Genomic DNA, 18,628 nt, shown 5'->3' on the forward strand with positions numbered 1-18,628 from the left:
AGATAAATACAGCTTTATACTTTTGAAAAAGGAGATGAGACCTGTGCTTTTACTAAATAGAGGATCCGTTTACGTAAACCGAATAGCCTGCGAGTCTCGTCTACAAGGTATAGAGAATTTATAACCTTGCTTTTTCTCGGGACTCGATACGAGTGCCGATTGCATATGGAGGAAAGACGTGCGGCGTAACCGTGCGTCTTTTTTTATGCTAAAAAAGATAAAGACTATTTTTTCAGGAGGACAAAATGTGAATACCTTATTATTACATGTGTACATCCCGCTGCTATTGGATACTGGAGAGCTAGAAGGCGGGTAGCTCCATTGTTGGACTAAGTGAGGAAAGAAGTGGATAGACATGTTTCGCGTATTAAAACAATTAAGCTGGTTTTTTAAAGAACAGAAAAAACGCTACGTTATCGCTATTAGTTTACTATTGGTAGTCAGTATCTTTGAGCTGACGCCGGCTCTTTTAATTGGTAGAGCCGTTGACGCGTTTCAAAGAGGAGCCTTATCACTAAGCTACGCCAGCACCCTAATCGTTATCTTGCTTGCTGTTATTCTCATTAGCTACGGATTAAGCTATATTTGGATGCGACAGTTGTTTGGTGGGGCATTTATTCTTGAACGCCAGCTCCGCAGCCGTTTTATGAAGCACTTGTTTCAAATGGACCCATCCTTCTATGAGAAACGGAAAACAGGCGATTTGCTAGCACGTGGCACAAACGATATGAAAGCCATTTCGATGACGGCTGGTTTCGGCATACTTACTTTAATTGATTCGATTATGTTTATGGCTATTATTCTTATTGCTATGACGTGGCTTATTGATTGGCGGTTAACCCTTGCAGCGGTAGCCCCATTGCCTATTATCGCCATTACTGTAACCATACTTGGGAACATGATTCATACTCGATTTACAAAAGCCCAAGAAGCATTTGGAGATTTAAATGACCGCGTTCTTGAATCCGTTGCAGGCATGCGAGTCATTCGCGCCTTTCGAAGTGAGCGTAAAGACGAAGCACAATTCGAGAACAAAAGCCTTGATGTTTACAACCGCTACATTCAAGTCGCTCGAATTGAATCATTTTTTGATCCAATTATTACTGTTGTTGTCGGTTTAAGCTATGTCATTGGTTTAGGCTACGGTGCATTTTTAGTGTTTAATCAGCAATTAACACTGGGGCAAATTGTCACGTTTAATATTTATCTTGGTATGTTAATTTGGCCGATGTTTGCCATTGGAGAGCTTGTTAACATTATGCAGCGTGGTAGTGCCTCTTACGAACGAGTCAACGAGACCTTATCTGTTTCGAAGTCTGTCTCATTACCTTCTAATGAGCTCGTTGCTTCCCTTCCCGTTCGCTTAAAAGATTATTCGTTCTCTTATCCAAATTCAACGGTGAATCAACTTCAACAGATTGATCTCACCGTTCACAAAGGGACAACAATCGGCATCGTCGGAAAAACTGGAAGTGGAAAATCTACTTTAGTCAAGCAATTTTTAAAGTATTATCCACCTGGAAATGAGGGACTGTTGTTTGGTAACCATTCCGCTAATGACCTTAGCCAAGAGGCGATTCGTCAGTTGGTTGGTTATGTGCCTCAAGACCATGTGCTGCTTTCAAAGACCGTCAAGGAAAATATATTGATAGCAGCAAACGATACAAGTAACACGCACTTACATCAAGTGATTCACACAGCTGCGTTTGACCAAGATCTTGCCTTTTTACCGAATGGATTAGATACTCTTGTTGGTGAAAATGGTGTTTCCTTATCAGGCGGTCAAAAGCAGCGTATCTCCATTGCCAGAGCGTTGGCAAAAAATCCGGAACTTCTCATTTTGGATGATTCCTTGTCGGCTGTCGATGCAAAAACAGAAGCTCGCATTGTTGAAAACATTCAACGGGACCGCTCAAATCAAACAACCATTATTACGAGCCACCGAATGTCTGCCGTTGAACATGCAGATGAAATCATTGTGTTAGAAAACGGAACCATTAAAGAGCGAGGAACCCATGAAACACTACTAAAGCAAGGTGGCTGGTACGCTGAACAAGTTCAGAACCAAACGAGTCAAGAGAAAGAGGCGATGTCATGAGTACAGAAAAACGACTAGCTCGTTACGCACTAACGAGTAAAGGGACGATACTCATTGCCCTCTTGATGCTTTCCATTGCTGTAGCAGTTGAGCTAACAGGTCCGTTTATTGCTAAAACGATTATTGATCGGCATATCTCCGGAATTGAACAACCTTGGTATGAAAGTGAACAACACGATCAGGCTGTTTCTTATAACGGCACCTATTATACCCGCGATGCTTATTTAGAAAATGATGCATGGCGAGGGGAAGAAGTTCAAATTCTCCAAATCGGAACCCAGTTTTACTTTACGACTTCACCTGTTCCAACTGATGGGGAACGACTGTATCAAGACGGTACACTGACAGTAGATCGACACGACGGAACATATACAACAGAAGCAGCCTCTCTCGATCCACAAGAGGTTTTAGCATTTTACGAGCCTGAGATACACTTCATCATTCGCTGGCTTTTACTTTATTTAGGAATTGTGTTCGTTGCGTCCTTTTTTCATTACGGTCAAAACTTTTATTTAAAAAAAGCCGCTCATAAAATTATTCAACGGATGCGCGTTGATGTATTCAACCAGCTTTCGAAAGTACCGGTGCGTTATTTTGATCACCAGCCAGCCGGAAAAATTGTTGCTCGGATTACAAATGATACAGAAGCCGTTCGAGAGCTCTATATGACCGTATTGGCAACATTCTTTTCGAGCTTCATTTACATTATTGGCATTTATGTGGCGCTATTTTTATTAGATAGCCGTCTTGCCTTTATGACCCTTGCGCTCCTTCCAATTTTATTTATTTGGTTTAAACTTTATCGGAAATTTGCAGCTGGATTGAATCGATCGATCCGTGCAAAAAACGCAGAGATTAATGCTTCGATGAATGAAAATGTACATGGCATGAAAATGATCCAAGCATTTAACCAAGAGAAGCAACAGTTCGAATCCTTTGAGGAGTTAAATCAGGCACATTATCGCTATCAGGCAAAGCTACTGAACCTAAATTCTTTAACTTCTCATAACCTAACGTTCGTTGTAAAAAACATTGTCTTTGTCGCCTTAATCTGGTGGATTAGTGGTGGGACTGCCGGGCTTATTACCCTTGGTGTCTTATATGCGTTCGTTGACTATATAAACCGTCTATTCGAACCAGTCAATCAAGTAATGAATCAACTAGCTAATTTAGAACAAGCAAGAGCGGCTGGTGCAAGGGTATTTGAACTCTTGGATGAAGATGGAGAGGATGTTGATGAAGCGACCATTCCTAGACCAAATGGAGATGTTTCGTTTCAAAACGTCCAGTTTGCCTATATAGAAGGCGAGCCTGTCTTAAAACAACTATCTTTTCATGCTAAACCAGGAGAAACGATTGCTCTCGTAGGTCATACAGGCTCAGGAAAAAGTTCGATCATGAATTTATTGTTCCGTTTCTATGACCCTACTAACGGAACCATTAAAATTGATGGCGTTGATACAAAGCATCATTCTCCACAAGCATGGCGCTCTCATATGGGCATCGTCTTGCAAGAGCCCTATTTGTTTTCTGGAACCATAGCATCAAATATTGCCTATGGCAAACCAGATGCTACAAGAAAAGAGATAGAAGCAGCCGTTCACCTCGTTGGTGGTACCGATCTATTTAACAAGAATGGGTTAGATGAACACGTCACTGAAAAAGGAAGTACCTTGTCCAGCGGTCAGCGTCAGCTCATATCGTTTGCCCGTGCACTTCTAGCAAATCCCGCCATTCTTGTTTTGGATGAGGCGACTTCAAGCATTGATACCGAGACAGAACTGCTTATTCAAAAAGGAATGCAGACATTAAAGCAGAATCGCACAACATTTGTTATCGCACACCGCTTATCAACTATTCAGGATGCCGATCAAATTATCGTACTTGATAAAGGAGAAATTCGAGAGCAAGGCACACATGAAGAATTATTGAATCGTAAAGGGGTTTATGCGCAAATGTATAAACTACAGCAAGGTCAAGCAAGTTAACGTCTACCTCTGACAGATTGTCAGAGGTTTTTTGGGTGTTAAGAGTGGGTAATGAACAGAGAATATGCTAGGATAAGAACGGATAAGTGACAGAAGGAGGTCCTGAGAATGGTGACCTATGAAGCCATACATAAGAAAGTCTCAACATATCATCAAAAACATCTGTTGGACTTTTATCATGAATTGAACGAACGTGAACAGCAAACGCTATTGGAACAAATTGATCATTTGGATCTAAGCCATATGCCAAAGATGGCTGCTAAGAGTAAACAGACGAGTGCGTCGATAACTGCTCTCCCAAGTCAACCGACATTTGATTTAACAGAAAAAGAAAAAACACAGCTTTACAATAGAGGTGTTTCATTGCTTTCACAAGGAAAAGTAGCAGTCGTTTTACTTGCTGGAGGTCAGGGAACACGATTAGGTCACGACGGTCCTAAAGGAACCGTGACGATGGATGACAATCCGGAAACATCTTTGTTTGCTCTTCAAGCGCAACAGATTCAAGCACAGCAGCAAGAGGCGCACGTGCAGATTCCTTGGTACATTATGACGAGTCCAATAAATGATGCAGATACGCGAACTTATTTTGCCGACAACCATTATTTTGGACTAAAAAAGGAACAAGTTACGTTTTTCATACAGGATGTAAGCCCAGCAATCTCTCCAGAAGGAAAAATCATTCTTGCTGATAAGGGACAGATCTTTCAGGCCCCTAACGGAAACGGTGGCGTTTTTGCTTCTATGAAAAAAGCCGGTATTCTGAAGGAAATGAAAACGAACGGAATTGAATGGATTTTCTTCAACAACATTGATAATGCACTGGTGCAAGTAGCGGACCCTCTTTTTATTGGATATGCGGATCGAGAGGGGGCGGACATTTCTACTAAGTCCGTTAAAAAGGTTGCGCCAAGTGAGAAGGTTGGGGTGCTGGGTCAACGAGATGAGAAGCCTGCGGTTATTGAATACTCTGAGTTAACAGAAGAAGAGCGCCATCATCCTCTTCTTCAAGATGCGAATATTGGCATCCATCTGTTCAAGCGCGACTTTCTTGATCGTACGGCTGACGCTTCACTCCCCTATCATTTAGCACACAAAAAAATCCCATCGATTGCAACGGACGGGACTCAGATAGATCCAGTGGAACCGAACGGGTATAAGCTAGAATTGTTTTATTTCGATGTTTTTCCACTCGCTTCAAGCATGTCCATTTTCCAAGTTGATCGAGAAAACGAATTTTTGCCAGTGAAAAACAAAACAGGACAAGATAGTTTAGAAGAAGCAAGAACACGGTTCTCCTCTTAAAAATTGTGCGGCAGGTTTAAAGACCCTGCCGCTTTTTTCATTCCCCATTCTTCTCTTCTTCTTTTTCCTCGCTATAGAGCCAATTCATGTACGCATACGTCAGAATAATGATAAGCCCTATTACCATTAAGATGATGCTCAAACTGTACGGTATCCAGCCACTAATGTTCGATAAACTATTTGAAAGTTTCCAGTCAGAATTAATGTTAGCCGGCATTGTTAAAGCAATGGCAAGATGCATCATTCCGAATAACACAACACCCGCACCGAATAAAACATAGCCGTAAACTAATTGCTCATGCTTCATCACATACTCCCTCCCTTTCTATAACAATGCCCTTCGTTCCCAAACTTGTTCAATTGTTAAACCATTTAATTTAAACTCATCAAGCAATTTCTCTTTTGAAGAGTATCGTTGCTCAAGGTCTTTTCCTTCTATTTCTACTATCCAAGCACCCTCGTCTTTATAAACATGAATGATACGTTTTTGATCATATACTAAGGGACTCGTACCAATTCCATCAAGGTTTGACAGCCATTGATGATAAGACCAGTTTATTTTTTCTTCAAGCAATTCAGCATATGCCTGTACTTCTTGGTTAGCGTCTTCTTTAAAAACTTGAAGTGTTGCCAAAACATTCTCATCTAAAAAAGCCGATTTCATACTCCATATTTGATTCGCTATTTTTGCGCGAATGCTATGGGTTGGATATGTACTTAGCTTTAAGTAAATGTTTCCTAACCACTCATAATCCATTTCAGATTGCAATGTACGTTCAATTGCATTTCTGAGTTTCTCCCTATTCTTTTCTTTCATTAATGCTTTCAAAAGCTTGATGAGTTAGTATCTCATCTTCATCATCTGCATCCTCCCATTCCTCTCCTTCTTCCACATACAACATTTCTAAGAAGGCATCGAAATGATCTGCTAGAGGATACTCCATAGTCTCTGCATCCACTTCAAAATAAACGATTGGTGGGTTCTCTTTCGTTTGACGATAATCAAATGCTAGCCACGAATGACCCGTCCTAGAAAAAAGGACAATGCCTGCTGGCAAATCCCATTCTTTAATTAAATAAGGTGAGTCATAAATGCCACCATTACCAATGCCAAAGAGTTCTTCTACCTCTATATACGGTTCTTGTATATCTTGTGAAGGGGATGGAACTGCATTTGCTGTGAGAGATCCTCCGTTTTGTACCTTAACTAACGCTACATATGTAAGAGGTAATACGACTCCAAGTCGTTCTTCCGCTTCTCGCACGGTTGTGTCTGTAGCTGATTCCAAAGAAATTCCCATATTGTCCTCTGCCCAAATGGCTTGCATCAAATCTCTCCTCTTTAAACAAATCCTCTTTTTGCTTCATTATAACTGGAAAGGTTATCCAAATCCCACTAAAAAAACACGACCGTTAAGCCGTGTTCCGTTATTTTTATGGATTATTTGACCATAAGCCTGCGTGCTTAAGCACGACACGGGGATGAAGTTTGAGCTGTGCCATCATTAAATCAGCCATGTCTTCTGGTTGCATCACGCTCTCAGGATTCCCGTCTGTTAATTGAAGCTCTTTTGCCATATCTGTGGCGACTGTACTTGGCGTTAAAGTCGTTACCCGGATATTCTGTTTACGAACTTCCATCATTAACGATTCACTTAAACCAATAACAGCTGCTTTTGATGCAGTATAGGCACTCGTTGCTGGCGCACCTTTTTGTCCCGCAGTAGATGCGATCATAATGATGTCACCTGTTTGACGTTCTACCATTTCTGGTAAGACAGCACGGGTGGTGTAATAGACCCCTTTCACATTGACATCAATAATGTTTGTCCAATCCTCAGGGGTTAAGTCCATAAAGCCACCAAACTTAGAGATTCCCGCGTTGTTGACAAGAATATCAATTGGCCCTAATTCAGCACGAACCTGCTCTACAGCCTTCGTGATGGAGTCCAATTCTTCAATTGACGCAGCGGCAATAGCGACGTTCACATCGTATTCTTTTAATTCATCTGCAACGTTTTGCAAGTTTTCAACTGTACGCCCCACTAGCCCTACGTGGATACCTTCTTTTGCAAAAGCAATAGCAGTAGATCGCCCAATTCCTCTTCCTGCACCTGTAATAAGGGCTACTTTTCCTTTAATCGATTGCATCTACCTTCACTCCCATTTCTTCATTTGTTTCATTCTAGCTGATGGAAAAAAGGAACGCAAAAGATGAGAATTAATCATGTTCCTATCGTCTTGTTCATATAGTGGACAAGGAGGTGAGTAAACATGGTGTTGAGTATCGTATTCAGTTATCTTCTTCTAGGTATAAGCTTAGGTGCACCAATAGGTCCTGTTAATGCCGCAAGAATTGAAAAAGGTATTCAAAATGGCTTTATGCATTCTTGGATGGTGGGAATTGGCAGTCTATTTGCAGATGCAACGTTTATGGCATGTGTCTACTTTGGCTTACAACGATTTATTGACGCCCCTTTTATTCAATCGTTCCTCTGGTTATTTGGCGCCTTTGTTCTTTTTTATTCAGGTATTGAAGGAATGATGCGGTCAAATCGTTTTTCTATTATTGAGAACCGTCATAGAGATACCCTCATTCACTGCTTCTTTAACGGCTTTCTTATTTCTATTTCTAATCCAATGTCGATTATGTTCTGGCTCGGCATTTACGGTTCGATCATGGTGAAAACAGCAGAGACAGCGACAAATCAACAGCTCCTTCTCTATACATGCATGATTTTTATCGGCTTAACCATGTGGGACTTGTTTGTTGCTTCAATGACTAGCGGTGGAAGAAGATTCCTCAGACCGGCGACACTAAAAGCGATTGCCTTATTATCAGGTCTTTCCCTCGTTGCTTTTGGGGTTTACTTTGCCATACATGGTATTCAGTTATTCGTATAAAAAAAGCTCATTTGGACGATTCCAAGTGAGCTTTTATTTTGCTTTAAAATTGTACAGAGGCTTGATAATATGTTGAACTTCAACAGAATCTTGAATCTGTTCCAAAATGTCTTTCATCGGTTTATACACCATTGGTGCTTCGTCAATTGTTTCTTCTGATAGAGAAGTTGTCCATATACCTGTCATAGTCTCTTTAAACTCATCTAAATGTAAAGTATCTTTCGCTTTCCTTCTACTCATTAAACGACCTGCTCCGTGTGGACCTGAATAATTCCAATCTTTGTTGCCTTTACCAGTCGCAAGTATGCTGCCATCGCGCATATTTAATGGAATAATAACTTGCTCACCTTTTTGGGCCGAAATTGCCCCTTTCCGCAAAATCTTTTGCTCCAAATCAATATAATTATGAATGGTCGTAAAGGAGTGTGACAGCGTCCAACCCATTCCTTTTATAATCTCATCTACCATTGCTTTTCGATTCATCAGTGCATACCGTTGCGCCATACCCATATCATGCATATAATCGTTAAACCCTTCTCCTTCGAGATAAGCTAAATCCTTTTTAATCGTAGGACGCTTATACGCTGAAAGAGCCGCTTGAATGTCATGATTGCGGTTCTCTTGCTTTAACTGTTCAATGAGTGAATCCCGCTCTTGCTTTTGCGTCATTAACTCATCATAAGCGCGATTTTGATAATGTTCAGCTACTTGTTTACCTAAATTTCTAGATCCAGAATGAATAACCAGGGCAATCTTATCCTCATACTCATTTAGCTCGATAAAATGATTGCCTCCACCTAATGTACCAACACTATTTAAAGCTCGGTTCTCATTGAACGGAGCTCGAATAGCTGAAAAATCAATTTGTTCAATAAAGGAATGTCTATTTTGCTCGGAACGGACGTTAAACCCGTGTGGAACCTTTGTGCGAATCACATCGTCAAGCTGATCAAAGTTGACCTCGTCTTTATGCTTATCCATTATAGCTACTTCGAGCCCACAGCCAATATCAACACCTACTAGATTAGGGACAACCTTATCTTTAATGGTCATCGTTGTTCCAATTGTACAGCCTACACCTGCATGGGTATCTGGCATAATGCGTATCGTGGACCCTTCTACAAACGATTGATTACACAATTCAACAATTTGATCCATAGCTGTAGGATCAATGGAATGTGTGAAAATCTTTGCGCTATTATACGCTCCTTTTGCTTCTAACAATTTGCTCAACTCCTTTCTCTTATTATATGGGAGCAGTCAGGGAAAGCGAGCATTATTTTACAACCTTGACCGATTAGCCTACTCACTATACGCTACATAAAAACCCCTTATTTTTCCCGTATTTAATAAGGGGCCAAATCATTTTTCAATAGCGGAAGAAAATGAATCGAAAAAACTCAATCATTTCCCTTTTTTCAGAAGCACAAGAGAGAGAACGAGCATGAGAAGCGAGATCACAAATGAAGATACAGTCGCACCAATCGTAATCATAAGATTTAATGCTTCATAAGAAGACAAAGCCACACCTCCTTTTTTTCAACTTGCTATTGAAGCATGATTTGTACTCGTTAAAGAGGGGACAATCATCATTAATCTCACACCTTTAAAGAAATACGCCAGAAGTGCTACTTTCCCAACAATCGAATGGAGGTCTATCGTATGAAGCAACTGATTGCACTTGGGGGTGGAGGCTTTTCAATGGAACCTGAAAACCCTCTACTTGATGATTATTTATTGAAGCAAGCTGATGCCTCTTCACCTAAAGTCTGCTTTCTTCCAACAGCAAGCGGAGATTCCGCTACGTATATTGAACGTTTTTATCATGCGTTTCGTAAAAAATCGTGCACCCCTTCACATTTATCCTTGTTTAAACCACCGACACGTGATCTACGTTCCTTTATCCTAGAAAAAGATATTGTCTATGTAGGTGGAGGAAATACGGTTAATTTACTACTATTGTGGAAGCATTGGGGAATCGATATCTATTTAAAAGAAGCCTATGAGAATGGAACCATTTTGGCAGGATTAAGCGCAGGCTCAATCTGTTGGTTTGAATATGGGATTACGGATTCATACGGTGAAGGGTTAGAACCGGTAAAAGGGTTAGGCTTCTTACCTGGAAGTCACGCCCCTCACTACGACGGAGAACACGAGCGAAGGCCTCTGTTTCACCAGTTTATCCGCACGAAAAAAATCGAAGGGGGAATTGCCGCAGATGATGGAGTTGGTTTGCATTATCGTGATGGGACGTTACACACAATCGTACGCTCTCGACCAAATGTCCATGCATACGATGTGCGTTTAATTGATGGCAAGCTATCTGAACAACCGTTAGAAGCGATTGATCTTAACGAGCTATAACGAAAAAAACGAGGCTGGGACAAAAGTAGATCAACAGACCAAAATGACGAACATTCCTGAAAATAGGAACGTTCGTCGTTTGTTTTATATGAAAATGAGCAGAAGGAGAATCCGAAGACTCCTGGGGGATCAGCACGTGTCTGAAGACTCTGAAGTGGCGGTTTTCCAGATAGGAGGCTGAAGCCGTGTCCCCGGAAAGCGAAGGATTCTCCTGTAGCGGTGCTACTCAGAATAGTTTAGACTATTCGTCTTTTCAAATACGACTTTTCGTTATGTCACAGCCTCGACCCTTCTATTACGTTCGTAAAGGCTTTAATTTTGCTTCAATGTCTTTACGCTTCGGCTCAAGAAACGGTGGCAGTGAAAGTGCCTTTCCAAAGTCTTCTACCGATTCATCAATGTCAAAACCAGGTCCATCTGTTGCTAATTCATAAAGAATACCGTTCGGCTCTCTGAAGTACAGTGACTTGAAATAATAACGATCAACAAAACCGGATGTCGTAAACCCTTCCTTCTCAATATGTTCCACCCATTGGTGAAGCTCTTCTTCTGTTTTTACACGAAAAGCGATGTGATGAACACTTCCTCTTCCCTCACGCGCTTTCGGTAAGTCTTTATTCTCTTCAACATGAATCTCACCAGCAAGGCCACTTTCCCCAACTTGAAAAACATGAACCGCATATTCACCATTCTTATAATGACCGCTTTTTGTGTAACCAAGTACATCGGTCAGCACTTGAGCCGTCGGTTCTGCATAGCGAACTTGTAACGTTGCTGGTCCAAGACCGATAATCGCATGCTCACCAGGCACATCATCGGTTCCATTTTCAAGAACAGGCGCGGCACTTTCATCAACAATGAGACTCATACGATGACCATCTGGATCTTGGAAAGGCAAAACAAGTACACCGTTCCGATCACGTATGTCTTCATGCTCTACTTGATACGCTTTAAAACGTTCTAACCAGAACTGTAGCGATTCCCTCGAGGAAACAAGTAGTCCAATTTCGTAAATCCGGTTTGTGCCTTCCCTTCTCTGTGCCAATAATGGAATCTCAAAGAAGGTTACTTCTGTACCTGGAGATCCTTTTGCATCTGCATAAAACAAATGATAATTCGACGTGTTGTCTTGGTTAACCGTTTTTTTTACTAATTTCATCCCTAGAATGTTTCTGTAAAATGCTAAGTTTCGTTCCGCATTTGCCGTTAAAGACGATACGTGATGATGACCATGAAGCTTCATGCATGTCACTCCCTTTGTTCTCTTGATTTATTAACAGTTTACAGGTAAACTGTTAAAGAGTCAATTTAGTTAGGAGGGTTACCATGCATTATTTTTTCCATCGTAGTCAAACATCCACCGATACGTTTATTTTACTTCATGGTAGTGCAGGAAGAGAGTCAGATTTACTTGACATTGCTGGCGACTTAGATGTTTCGTTTTCTGTTATCGGTCTACGTGGGGAAATACGTGATGGAAAAGGCTTTCGTTATTTCTCTCGTCCCGTTGAAGGAGCGTTTAATTACAAAGACATTAGCTACCGCACAGAACGGATTCATCAAACCATTGACGCGATTTTAGCTGAGAATGAAGCTCCTCATGGTAAGTGCCATCTCATTGGCTACTCAAACGGTGCGAACGTTGCCACTAGTCTGCTACTAATGTACCCCCAGGACTATACGAGCGCCATCTTGTTTCATCCAAGCAACCTGTTCCAAAACCCGAAAGAGGTTCCATTATCACATACAAAGATTTTTATTTCAGCAGGAGCTACTGATACGCTCGTTCCGCCTGGAGAAGCCTTTGCGTTACAAACACAACTGAACCAATTCGGCGCAGAAACAAAACTCTCGTTAACCGACTACGGACATGCGTTAACGAATGCAGATATCGAAGAAGCCACAAAATGGTGGGAATCTAATTATGGTGGTGCTTTATGAAACAAAAGAATAAATCAAGAGAAGATGTTCTTGCGCTTCTCGTCTGGTTCAGATTATCCCGGACTTACCATCATAGCCTAAAGCAATCAAACACGTTTCTTAAGGAATGGGGCTTAACCGTTGCCCAATTTGATGTGCTCGTTCATATCGGAGCGAATAAGCGTCTATCTCAGTTAGATCTAGCTCATTCTCTCCTTGTAACAAAAGGAAATATTACAAAGCTTTTAGCGAAAATGGAAGAGCACGGTTGGATTAAACGGGAAAAAGAGAAACGCTCAAAATACTTGTCTTTAACAGAAAAGGGTAAACAGTTATACGACGACATCGTGCCTCAGCAAGAGCAGCAGCAAGCCGCTTATTTCAACCACTTAACAAGTGACGAACTAAAGCAATTACACGAATTATTAAAGAAAGTTCAAGAGCCCCACGCAACGTAAATAGGAATACGACAATTATCGCATTCCTATTTCATTCCTTCAGCTAGTCACTTCTTTTTTACCATTCCTTACTTGAATCAACCCATAAGCGATAGTCGCCGCTAAAACGCCTGTTACCAATTGAATGAATGGATAATAAGCCGTTCCTAATGCTGGATTTACCCATTCTGCCATATAAGCAACGGTCAGTAAATAGCCTGATAACACGTGAAAAAGATACATAAGTATACTAAATGTGATGATAAATAATACGTATGATTTCATTGCTGTCCCCCTATTCCTTTCTACGTATGTCTCTCTTTGATGTTTCACCTTCTTCACATTAACGAAACCTCTATGGCTACTCTACCAAAAAACGCCTCTAGGTTCGATTAACCTAGAGGATTTTCAAATTAAAAAACGAAACCATGTATAGAGGTAACGATAGGCAAGCACTCTGCCTCCACCTGATATTCGTACAAAGGAGCCGATTATGAATTCTAAAACGCCGAAACATATCCTTTCTTCTGCAACAATTGTCTTAAACAAAAAGCAAGAACTATTACTCATTAAAGGACCGAAGCGAGGGTGGGAATTTCCTGGTGGACAGGTAGAAGAAGGTGAATCGTTGGTAGACGCAGCGGTTCGAGAAACCAAAGAAGAAACTGGATTGGACGTCGAAATCTCCAAATTTTGCGGCATTTTCCAGAATACGACTGATTCGATCTGCAACACATTATATTTAGCTAACGTCATAGGTGGGAAATTGACCACAACCCCAGAAGCCCTTGAAGTTGGTTTTTTTCCGATTGAAGATGCCTTAAACATGGTTACGTATCGCAATTTCAAGGAACGGATTGAATACTGTCTTGATCCAACAAAGCAACCATTTCTTGTTGTCTTTTAGTAGTCATACTTGCATAACTACTCCGTTCTCCTCCTAGCAAATTCGTGTTGACCCCTCCCCCACTCGTTACGTATATCAACGAGTGTTGGGGCATCTATTTCTACTGTCATTAGAGAACAATCAACTCACGTTCAATAAAAACCATTCTCTTTAACTTGGTTACTATACTTGTGAAGTGCAATTCCACCTTGTGATTATCCCCTCTTGTTCTGTAAAATTAAAAAAATTATATGTATGCGTTTACACGAAAACAAATCAATGTTAGAATGATCAAAATGTAATATTTATTACCTTTTTATTTTATAGGTAACGAATATTACTTTAACTTCTTCGAGGAGGATAACGAAATGGGAATGGCAGTGTGGGCACTTATATCATTCATCGTTATTATTTTGATTTGGGCGATTTTCACAAAACGAAATATTGGCGAAGCCATGATATTAGGTTTTATAACAACATTATTATTTGCAGGCGACCGAGCATTTGAATTATTTCTTCCCAGTTTAATGAGAGGGCTTACACATGAAGTCGTTTTTGCGTCATTAGCATTTATTTTCATGGCACAACTTATTAATCATACTGGGCTTATCGGACGAATTATTCAGATCCTCAATTCATTAATTGGACGGTTACCTGGGGGAGCCGCTTATGTGAACACCTTTGGCTCTGGTTTATTCGCACTTGTAGCAGGTTCAGGTTCAGGAATTGCTGCAACGACAGGCTCTATCACCATACCTTGGATGGAACGTTCTGGCTGGAGAAAAGAACATGCAGCATCAATCGTCGCTGGAAATTCTGGGTTCGGTAGTATTATCCCTCCTAACTCCACGATGTTTATTATGTTAGGGTTTGCACCAGTGGCTGCTAGTGTTGGTCAAAGTAGTTTATTTATTGCTCTTTACGTTGCTGGCCTTTATGCATTGGTTCATCGAGTACTCGTTGTCTTTATCATGACGAAGCGCTATAACATTCAACCAGTGCATCCAGATTTAATTCAACCAATTGGAACTTCATTTCGAGCTGGTTGGACGTCATTACTTATATTTTTAGGTATTATTGTTCCACTTCTTATTAATTTTGGTCCTCTTGCCAATTGGTTTATTTCATTAGAGGGTGTCGGACAGTCAGCAATGGACGCGATTTCCTTTATTGTTTGGGTGCCAGTCTTTATGATTCTTTTCACCCTCGTCGTTGGACGTAACCATCTACCTAAAGGAAAAAAAGAGTGGAGTCGATTTTTCGAGAAAACAGCTCCCTCATACTTTGTCATTGGGCCTGTTTTAATTTTCACCTTCGCCACTAGCGCCGTTTTAAATGAAATTGGGCTAACAGAGCAATTACAAGCACTCATGACATCTTTTGCTGTTCCAAAATGGCTTATGATTGCGATTGTAGGGATCGTTATTACATTAGTGGCAACACCATTAGCAACATCGGCAACAATAGCAACAATTGGTCTTGCATCATTTGGCGCTCTTACCGCTGTTGGCGTTGATCCATTACTTGCAGTCGTTACCATTATGATGTTTGGTGCAACTGAAGGAAGTACGCCAACCTCAGGACCTATCTATGTAGCCACCGGAATGGCAAAAATCGGAGCTGAGAAAACATACATTCCTTTACTAATTTATTACACAATTCCATTATTAATTATTAGTTGGTTGATTGGAATGGGCATACTCCCAATTCCTTTATAGGAGGCGTTTAAAATGAGAAAAGTATTGATGATCATTTTCATATGTTCTGTAACTTTATTTATTCTATTAGGATCTGTACTCGTTCTTGGCCAATTACTTGGCTTAGTCGTTGCAAAAGGGAGTTGGGTTATTGACCTTGATCAAAATCTGGCTAGCACCGTCTTTTTTGTAACATCGATTGCTGCTTTTTCTGGTTATTTACTTTCTTATACTAAAAAGAAGAACACGGAAGGATGACTAACATGAGTACTACGAACATCGTTTTAGACCAAGCACCAGAGTTGTTACCAGAAGAGTGGGTGGAACGAGCAAAAAAAGTAAGTACCACTTTATTAAGTGATGTAATGGATAGACCAATCGAAATGGAGCACTCTATTAAACCATGTCATATTGACAGTGTATTAGTAGGTGCGGCTGTAACGATTGATGTAAAAAGCGGAGATAATTTAGCTGTTCATCACGCAATCTATCATTCCCAGCCTGGTCATGTACTTGTTGTAAATGCTAATGGCTACGATAAACGTGCCGTTATTGGCGAATTAATGGCAGCAGCAGCTGAAGCGTTGCACTTAAATGGCTTTGTCATTGACGGCTTTGTTCGTGACTTCTCTACACTAGCAAAATCTACACTTCCAGTATTTAGTCGAGGGGCAGTACCTGGCGGACCAGAAAAAAACGGACCAGGTCATGTTAATGCGCCTACTCGATGTGGAGGACTAGCGATCCAACCTGGAGATTTTATTATGGGCGATGCAGATGGTGTGATCGTATTACCACGAGAAGAAGTCGAAGGAGCACTTCAGCGCGCTGAAGAAAAGGCTCAATATGAAGCAGAACGATTAAAGAAAATCGCTAAAGGTCAAATTAAGCCTGCTTGGTTAAAATCAATTTAAAACGGTCTCTTCTAAAGGGAACATAGACACTCTATTTAATGTTCGATATGATTTTAAATAAAGACTATTTCCCTTAGGAGTGTACTGTTATGAAAAATCCTTTAGATAGATTAAAAGAAAACATTTCATCTTTACCACGTTCACAGAAATTAGTTGTCGATTTTATTCTTAGCCACTACAACGATGTTGGCTTTATGACCGTTGAAGAACTATCAAAGAAAGTTGGAACGAGTACCACTACTGTCATGCGGTTAATGTCGAGTGTAGGGTTTTCAGGATACTCCGAGTTCCAAAAGAATTTACAACTTCTTTTAAAAGAAGAGAGTACTCCGCACACGAGATTAGAAAAAAATCTAACCACTTTTTCTCAAAATGAAAGGTGGTTAAATCACTATGACTTGCAGCTAGCACAAATACAACAAGCCAATCAGATTAATATGGAAACAAATCTTTCACAAGTTGAATCAATCATAAAAAAAGCAACCAATGTTTTCTGCACGAGTGTTCGTAGTGGGTTACCAGTAGCACAATATTTAGCGCACAACTTAAATCGAATGTTCGGGAATACCAAGCTTACTCTTGCAGATTCAAGCGATTGGGTGGACGACGTGATTTCTTTTTCTAAAGAGGATGTCCTCATCGTCGTTAGTTTTGCGCGGTATGGGGCTAGGTTGATGCATTACGCTGATCAAGCTCGAAAAAATGGAGCATCAGTCGTTGTCATTACAGACAAATTTTCATCACCATTACTTGCTTATGCAGATGCGCACTTAATCTGTCCAGCAGAGAGCATATCTTCTCACAATTCGGTCGTATCCTCTTTCTTTCTTGTTGACTATTTAATTAGCGCATTAGCTCTATCAGACTCCGAACGTGTGAAGCAGCGCTTAAGTGAAGTAAACAATGTGCTTACATCTATGAACTATCATATTGAAAAAAAGAATAACTAATTTTTATTTAACGAAGGATGATTTTAATGAACGTACATTTTTTAGGCTTTGGTGAAGCAGCTTACGAATTAGCAAAAGGACTAAAAGAAGAAGGAGTAACGTCCATTCGTGCGTACGACGTTATGATTGACCATGAAACGTTTGGCCAGACCATCAAAGAACGTGCAGAACAAACAGGCGTTAGTTTAGTAAAATCGATAAAAGAACTGATTAAAGAGGTGAACGTACTATTCGTAGCAGTACCTGCCAGTAAAGCAGTGGAAGTAAACGAAGCTGTATGCGCTGAAATTCAAAATGAATCCTTTCTTTACGTTGATGTTTCAGCTTCAAGCCCTGCTATTAAGCAACAAGTGCAACAAAATCTTGAGCAGAAGCACATTAAATTTGTCGATGCCGCTATGCTAGGTCCTTTACCCGTGTATCAACATAAAGTACCGATAGCTGCAAGTGGAACAGGGACGAATGAGTTCATTGCCAAAATGTCCCCTCTTCACATGTCTATCAAAGCAGTTGGAAGCAAGGCTGGTGATGCTTCCGCTATTAAACTTGTTCGCAGTATTTTCATGAAAGGGCTTGTCGGCTTATACCTTGAAACATTGGAAGCCGCTGAAGCGTATCATATATCGGATGAAGTGATAAGTTCCTTAGAGGAAACTATGAATCGCCAACCGTTTGTTGATACATTGAATCGTCTTGTAACAGGGAGTGCTGTTCATGCAGAGAGAAGAGCATTTGAATTAAACAGTTCGATTGCCATGTTACAAGAAGCTGGCATAAACTCAGATTTAAGCCATGCCTCAAAAGAAAGACTTGTAGAGTTAGCTGGAATCGTCAAGAATCACCCTGAGAAAGAATCATTTGCTAACTGGAAAGAAGTCTTAGAGCTTTACTCCATCTAAACAAACAAGCTTGTTGGTGTTCGAAAACACATCAACAAGCTTGTTTTTAAGGCAAATGTCACGCCCTAACCTCCCCTAACATTCCTTCTGAATAATCACCGGTCATGTTGTTACCAGCTTTTATTCTGTTTTTCGAAAAAGATAAACATGAAAACAATAAATTAAACGAGGCTGGGACATATTTATAACTAAAAGTAGTATTTGAAAAGACGAATAGTCTAAAATATGCTGAGTAGCACCGCTACAGGAGAATCCCTTCGCTTTCC

General features: G+C 40.5%; 21 protein-coding genes. 13 read left to right on the top strand and 8 right to left on the bottom strand.

The window, feature by feature from the left end:
- The first annotated feature begins 355 nt into the window (after nt 1-355).
- The 3 genes from E2L03_RS16810 to E2L03_RS16820 all read left to right on the top strand — a co-directional run bounded on the left by E2L03_RS16810 (nt 356) and on the right by E2L03_RS16820 (nt 5,391).
- A complete protein-coding gene (locus E2L03_RS16810; RefSeq protein WP_134259732.1) occupies nt 356-2,098 on the top strand; it encodes an ABC transporter ATP-binding protein in 1,743 nt (580 codons plus the stop codon).
- Nucleotides 2,095-4,086, top strand: a complete 1,992-nt coding sequence (locus tag E2L03_RS16815) for an ABC transporter ATP-binding protein (protein ID WP_134259734.1) — start codon at nt 2,095-2,097, stop codon at nt 4,084-4,086. The genes E2L03_RS16810 and E2L03_RS16815 overlap by 4 nt, the downstream gene beginning before the upstream one ends.
- 108 nt (nt 4,087-4,194) lie before the next feature.
- Complete coding sequence (locus tag E2L03_RS16820) at nt 4,195-5,391, top strand: UDPGP type 1 family protein (RefSeq protein WP_134259736.1); 1,197 nt, start codon at nt 4,195-4,197, stop codon at nt 5,389-5,391.
- A gap of 37 nt (nt 5,392-5,428) precedes the next feature.
- On the opposite strand, the gene E2L03_RS16825 is transcribed toward E2L03_RS16820, so the two are convergent.
- From E2L03_RS16825 to E2L03_RS16840, 4 genes are all read right to left on the bottom strand, one after another.
- Nucleotides 5,429-5,698 carry a hypothetical protein gene (locus E2L03_RS16825; RefSeq protein ID WP_134259738.1) on the bottom strand — a complete coding sequence of 90 codons (270 nt, stop codon included), beginning with the start codon at nt 5,696-5,698 and terminating at the stop codon, nt 5,429-5,431.
- 18 nt (nt 5,699-5,716) lie between these two features.
- Nucleotides 5,717-6,220 carry a hypothetical protein gene (locus tag E2L03_RS16830; protein ID WP_166740349.1) on the bottom strand — a complete coding sequence of 168 codons (504 nt, stop codon included), beginning with the start codon at nt 6,218-6,220 and terminating at the stop codon, nt 5,717-5,719.
- Nucleotides 6,192-6,719, bottom strand: a complete 528-nt coding sequence (locus E2L03_RS16835) for an SMI1/KNR4 family protein (RefSeq protein WP_134259742.1) — start codon at nt 6,717-6,719, stop codon at nt 6,192-6,194. Before E2L03_RS16835 ends, E2L03_RS16830 begins: the two co-directional genes overlap by 29 nt.
- A 106-nt stretch (nt 6,720-6,825) precedes the next feature.
- Complete coding sequence (locus tag E2L03_RS16840; protein WP_134259744.1) at nt 6,826-7,542, bottom strand: 3-ketoacyl-ACP reductase; 717 nt, start codon at nt 7,540-7,542, stop codon at nt 6,826-6,828.
- Between the two features lie 123 nt (nt 7,543-7,665).
- Here E2L03_RS16840 and E2L03_RS16845 point away from each other — a divergent pair, with 123 nt between their 5' ends.
- Nucleotides 7,666-8,295, top strand: a complete 630-nt coding sequence (locus tag E2L03_RS16845; protein ID WP_055736751.1) for a LysE family translocator — start codon at nt 7,666-7,668, stop codon at nt 8,293-8,295.
- 33 nt (nt 8,296-8,328) lie between these two features.
- On the opposite strand, the gene E2L03_RS16850 is transcribed toward E2L03_RS16845, so the two are convergent.
- Nucleotides 8,329-9,519 (bottom strand): RtcB family protein, encoded by a 1,191-nt coding sequence (locus E2L03_RS16850; protein WP_134259746.1) that lies wholly within the window; start codon nt 9,517-9,519, stop codon nt 8,329-8,331.
- A 180-nt stretch (nt 9,520-9,699) separates the two neighbouring features.
- A complete protein-coding gene (locus E2L03_RS20965) occupies nt 9,700-9,816 on the bottom strand; it encodes a putative holin-like toxin (RefSeq protein WP_371836657.1) in 117 nt (38 codons plus the stop codon).
- A 141-nt stretch (nt 9,817-9,957) separates the two neighbouring features.
- Between E2L03_RS20965 and E2L03_RS16855 the strand changes: the two genes are divergently transcribed.
- Nucleotides 9,958-10,659, top strand: coding sequence for a Type 1 glutamine amidotransferase-like domain-containing protein (locus E2L03_RS16855; RefSeq protein ID WP_134259748.1), 702 nt, complete (start codon nt 9,958-9,960; stop codon nt 10,657-10,659).
- Between the two features lie 295 nt (nt 10,660-10,954).
- Here E2L03_RS16855 and E2L03_RS16860 read toward each other — a convergent pair whose 3' ends face one another.
- Complete coding sequence (locus tag E2L03_RS16860) at nt 10,955-11,902, bottom strand: ring-cleaving dioxygenase (RefSeq protein ID WP_055736748.1); 948 nt, start codon at nt 11,900-11,902, stop codon at nt 10,955-10,957.
- A gap of 83 nt (nt 11,903-11,985) precedes the next feature.
- On the opposite strand from E2L03_RS16860, the gene E2L03_RS16865 reads away from it, so the two are divergent.
- Both E2L03_RS16865 and E2L03_RS16870 read left to right on the top strand, forming a co-directional pair.
- Nucleotides 11,986-12,600 (top strand): alpha/beta hydrolase, encoded by a 615-nt coding sequence (locus E2L03_RS16865; RefSeq protein WP_055736747.1) that lies wholly within the window; start codon nt 11,986-11,988, stop codon nt 12,598-12,600.
- The gene (locus E2L03_RS16870; RefSeq protein ID WP_038483570.1) at nt 12,597-13,037 is read left to right on the top strand and encodes a MarR family winged helix-turn-helix transcriptional regulator; all 441 of its coding nucleotides are present in this window, start codon (nt 12,597-12,599) and stop codon (nt 13,035-13,037) included. The genes E2L03_RS16865 and E2L03_RS16870 overlap by 4 nt, the downstream gene beginning before the upstream one ends.
- Nucleotides 13,038-13,076: 39 nt before the next feature.
- Here E2L03_RS16870 and E2L03_RS16875 read toward each other — a convergent pair whose 3' ends face one another.
- A complete protein-coding gene (locus E2L03_RS16875) occupies nt 13,077-13,301 on the bottom strand; it encodes a hypothetical protein (RefSeq protein WP_134259750.1) in 225 nt (74 codons plus the stop codon).
- A gap of 208 nt (nt 13,302-13,509) precedes the next feature.
- On the opposite strand from E2L03_RS16875, the gene E2L03_RS16880 reads away from it, so the two are divergent.
- The 6 genes from E2L03_RS16880 to E2L03_RS16905 all read left to right on the top strand — a co-directional run bounded on the left by E2L03_RS16880 (nt 13,510) and on the right by E2L03_RS16905 (nt 18,362).
- Nucleotides 13,510-13,923, top strand: coding sequence for an NUDIX hydrolase (locus E2L03_RS16880; protein ID WP_038483574.1), 414 nt, complete (start codon nt 13,510-13,512; stop codon nt 13,921-13,923).
- Between the two features lie 347 nt (nt 13,924-14,270).
- Entirely contained in the window at nt 14,271-15,620 is a 1,350-nt protein-coding gene (locus E2L03_RS16885) for a TRAP transporter large permease subunit (RefSeq protein WP_134259754.1), read from the top strand.
- Between the two features lie 12 nt (nt 15,621-15,632).
- Nucleotides 15,633-15,857: a hypothetical protein gene (locus E2L03_RS16890; RefSeq protein WP_095150843.1), complete on the top strand. Its 225-nt coding sequence runs from the start codon at nt 15,633-15,635 to the stop codon at nt 15,855-15,857.
- A gap of 5 nt (nt 15,858-15,862) precedes the next feature.
- Entirely contained in the window at nt 15,863-16,513 is a 651-nt protein-coding gene (locus tag E2L03_RS16895) for an RraA family protein (protein WP_051667649.1), read from the top strand.
- Between the two features lie 89 nt (nt 16,514-16,602).
- A complete protein-coding gene (locus E2L03_RS16900; protein WP_038483580.1) occupies nt 16,603-17,463 on the top strand; it encodes a MurR/RpiR family transcriptional regulator in 861 nt (286 codons plus the stop codon).
- Between the two features lie 26 nt (nt 17,464-17,489).
- Nucleotides 17,490-18,362 carry an NAD(P)-dependent oxidoreductase gene (locus tag E2L03_RS16905; RefSeq protein ID WP_038483582.1) on the top strand — a complete coding sequence of 291 codons (873 nt, stop codon included), beginning with the start codon at nt 17,490-17,492 and terminating at the stop codon, nt 18,360-18,362.
- Nucleotides 18,363-18,628 lie beyond the last annotated feature (266 nt).

Source organism: Shouchella oshimensis, assembly GCF_004375095.1.
GTDB lineage: Bacteria > Bacillota > Bacilli > Bacillales > Bacillaceae_D > Shouchella > Shouchella oshimensis.